Source organism: Ciceribacter sp. T2.26MG-112.2 (assembly GCF_900492205.1).
Lineage (GTDB): Bacteria > Pseudomonadota > Alphaproteobacteria > Rhizobiales > Rhizobiaceae > Allorhizobium > Allorhizobium naphthalenivorans_A.
In genome coordinates this window covers 1-3,191 of the sequence record NZ_UEYQ01000056.1, presented here as the reverse complement: position 1 = coordinate 3,191, position 3,191 = coordinate 1, and the positions used below count along the sequence as shown (strand labels likewise).

The following is a 3,191-nucleotide window of genomic DNA, read 5'->3' as shown; positions in this document are numbered from 1 at the left end:
GTAAGCGCCCGGTGAAGGCCGCCTTGCGAGGTTGATGCGAACATCGGAAGTCCTAGTGCAAACACTAGGAGTAGTCCTATGACCAAGCATCCAATTGAAGTCATCACGTCCGTGGAGCGCCGTCGGCGCTGGTCTCGCGAGGACAAAGAGCGGCTCGTTGCAGCCTGCCTTGAGCCCGGTGCGGTTCTTTCCGAGATTGCCCGTGCGGCCGGCATCCACGTGAGCCAGCTCTTTCGGTGGCGCAAAGAGCTTTGCCAAATCGAGGAACCGAGGCCCGAGACGGCGAGCACGTTGATGCCCGTGATCGTGTCGGAGGCCGCGCCGGCAATCCAGCTCACCGCCACGGAAACGCCGGCCCCACCGCAACCCCGCCGGAAGCGTAGCGATGTAACGATTGAGCTGGGCCGTGGCCGTCGTGTTCGAGTGGACAGCGACATCGACACGGAAGCGCTTGGCCGCATTCTCGATTGTGTGCTGGGTCGGCGATGATACCGGTTCCTGCTGCCGTGAAGGTCTGGTTGGCAACCGGCCATACCGATATGCGCAAGGGCTTTCCCGGTCTGTCGCTGATGGTGCAAGAGACACTGAAGCGCGATCCCATGTGTGGACATCTGTTCGTGTTCCGCGGCCGCGGTGGTGGCTTGATCAAGGTCATCTGGCATGACGGCCAAGGCGCTTGCCTGTTCACGAAGAAGCTGGAACGCGGACGCTTCATATGGCCGTCGACGGCCGATGGGACGGTCGTGATTACCCCTGGGCAGCTCGGTTATTTGCTGGAAGGTATCGACTGGCGGATGCCGCAAAAAACCTGGCGACCGACGTCGGCCGGATGAGCAAAAACACTGGAATGGCGGGGTCGAATATGATTCCATCAGTCCATGAACAATGCGGCCGAACAGCTTCCTGACGACCTTGCCAGCGCACTTGCGGCCCTGGCGAAGGAGCGTGCCCGGCGCATCACGGCCGAGGCAGATGCCGCGACCGCCAAGGCGGAGGCCGCCAGCGCAAAGGCACTGGTGTCACATTCCGAGGCATTGATCGCGCGGTTGAAGCTGGAGATCGAGAAGGTTCGCCGTGAGCTCTACGGCAGCAGGTCTGAGCGCAAAGCGCGGCTCCTTGAACAGATGGAACTACAGCTCGAGGAGCTGGAGGCTGATGCTGGCGAAGATGAACTGGCAGCAGAGATCGCAGCCAATGCCTCGACCGTCAGGGCCTTTGAGCGCAGACGTCCGTCACGCAAGCCGTTTCCAGAACATCTGCCGCGCGAGCGTGTCGTCATCGCTGCCCCGACAACCTGCCTCTGCTGCGGTTCAGCCAAGCTGTCGAAGCTCGGCGAGGATATCACCGAGACCCTGGAGGTCATCCCACGTCAGTGGAAGGTCATCCAGACGGTGCGGGAGAAGTTCTCCTGCCGCGAATGCGAGAAGATCACGCAGCCACCAGCGCCCTTCCATGTGACGCCGCGCGGCTTTGCCGGACCCAACCTTCTGGCGATGATCCTGTTCGAGAAGTTCGCCCAGCACCAACCGCTGAACCGTCAAAGCGAGCGCTATGCCCGAGAGGGCATTGTCCTCAGCCTGTCGACGCTTGCCGATCAGGTCGGCGCGTGTGCCGCGGCCCTGAAGCCAATCCATTCTCTGATCGAGGCCCATGTCCTGGCCGCCGAGCGACTGCATGGCGACGACACGACCGTGCCGATCCTGGCGAAGGGAAAGACCGATACGGGCCGCATCTGGACCTATGTCCGGGATGACCGGCCGTTTGGCGGGCTGTCACCGCCTGCGGCTTTGTTCTACGCATCGCGAGACCGGCGACAGGAGCATCCCGAACGCCACCTGAAGACCTTCTCCGGCATTCTACAGGCGGATGCCTATGGCGGCTACAATCCGCTGTTCAAGGTAGATCGCGATCCCGCGCCTCTGACACAGGCGCTGTGCTGGGCACACGCGCGCCGCAAGTTCTTCGTGCTCGCTGACATTGCCACGAATGCCAAACGTGGCAGCAAAGCCGCGCCGATCTCGCCGATGGCGCTGGAGGTGGTAAAACGGATCGACGCCCTGTTCGACATCGAACGCGATACAAACGGTCTTGCCGCCCAGCAACGACTGGAGCACCGTCGCAAGGACAGCCAGCCGCTCGTCGAAGAACTGCACGACTGGCTCCTAACCGAGCGGGCAAAGCTGTCGCGCAGTTCTCCCGTCGCCGAGGCAATCGACTACATGCTGAAGCGCTGGAACGGCTTCACGTCATTCCTCGACGACGGCCGGATTTGTCTCACAAACAATGCCGCCGAACGCGCGCTCAGAGGTTTTGCACTCGGAAGGAAGTCATGGCTCTTTGCCGGATCGGATCGTGGTGCAGATCGCGCCGCCTTCATGGCGACGCTGATCATGAGCGCCAAGCTCAACGACATCGATCCGCAGGCCTGGCTCGCCGACGTCCTTGCTCGCATCGCCGACACTCCGCTCAGCAAGTTGGAGCAACTGCTTCCGTGGAACTGGATATCGGCACGGTCACCCCTGGCATTGGCATCATGACATCCAACGAACGCATCGCCCGGCTTCACATCAAGCTCGATCATATCGAGCCAGTTATCTGGCGCAGGGTCGAGGTCCCGATCACCACCAGTCTGAAGGGGCTGCACGACGTCATCCAGGCCGTCATGCTCTTCAAGGATTATCACCTCTTCGAGTTCAATGCCGGCGGCAAGCGCTATGCCGTTCCCGATCCCGAATGGGACTTCGGGGCTGATACCTATGCTGCCCGCAATGTTCGCATCGGCGCTCTGGTGGATCGCGGTATCACCACCTTCAACTATACCTATGACTTCGGCGACGACTGGCGGCACTCAATCACTGTCGAGGCCGTCACGGACGCCGATCCGGCAGTCGAATATCCGCGCTTCCTCGACGGCGACCGGCGCGCGCCGCCGGAAGATGTCGGCGGCTTGCCCGGCTTCGAAGACTTCCTCATCGCAATGTCAAAGCCACGACATGTACAACATCGCAAAGTCGTGGACTGGTATGGCGGTCGCTTCGAGCCGAATGATATTGGCGTCGATACGATCAATGAGCGGATAGCGAAACTGGCGCGTCGCCGAACGCTCGGGAAAGCTGGCTTCGCAAAAAGCCGAACCAAACCCCACTGACCGGATGCTGAAGACCCATCCGCGGCCTACGCCGGATGCTTAC

General features: G+C 61.4%; 4 protein-coding genes. All 4 read left to right on the top strand.

Translation table 11 applies throughout. The features are described from left to right. Positions 1-78: 78 nt before the first annotated feature. The 4 genes from tnpA to DYZ14_RS23895 are packed head-to-tail and all read left to right on the top strand — an operon-like array spanning position 79 to position 3,148. Entirely contained in the window at positions 79-489 is a 411-nt protein-coding gene (gene tnpA, locus DYZ14_RS23910) for an IS66-like element accessory protein TnpA (protein WP_154722922.1), read from the top strand. Beyond that, positions 486-833, top strand: a complete 348-nt coding sequence (gene tnpB / locus DYZ14_RS23905) for an IS66 family insertion sequence element accessory protein TnpB (RefSeq protein WP_154722921.1) — start codon at positions 486-488, stop codon at positions 831-833. Before tnpA ends, tnpB begins: the two co-directional genes overlap by 4 nt. Positions 834-878: 45 nt before the next feature. Continuing rightward, complete coding sequence (gene tnpC, locus DYZ14_RS23900; protein ID WP_154722920.1) at positions 879-2,537, top strand: IS66 family transposase; 1,659 nt, start codon at positions 879-881, stop codon at positions 2,535-2,537. Continuing rightward, positions 2,492-3,148: a plasmid pRiA4b ORF-3 family protein gene (locus DYZ14_RS23895; RefSeq protein WP_232365673.1), complete on the top strand. Its 657-nt coding sequence runs from the start codon at positions 2,492-2,494 to the stop codon at positions 3,146-3,148. Before tnpC ends, DYZ14_RS23895 begins: the two co-directional genes overlap by 46 nt. Positions 3,149-3,191 lie beyond the last annotated feature (43 nt).

Coding starts and splice junctions, on each gene's coding strand:
- tnpC (WP_154722920.1), top strand. CDS start 879: ATGAACAATGCGGCCGAACAGCTTCCTGACGACCTTGCCAGCGCACTT.
- tnpA (WP_154722922.1), top strand. CDS start 79: ATGACCAAGCATCCAATTGAAGTCATCACGTCCGTGGAGCGCCGTCGG.
- tnpB (WP_154722921.1), top strand. CDS start 486: ATGATACCGGTTCCTGCTGCCGTGAAGGTCTGGTTGGCAACCGGCCAT.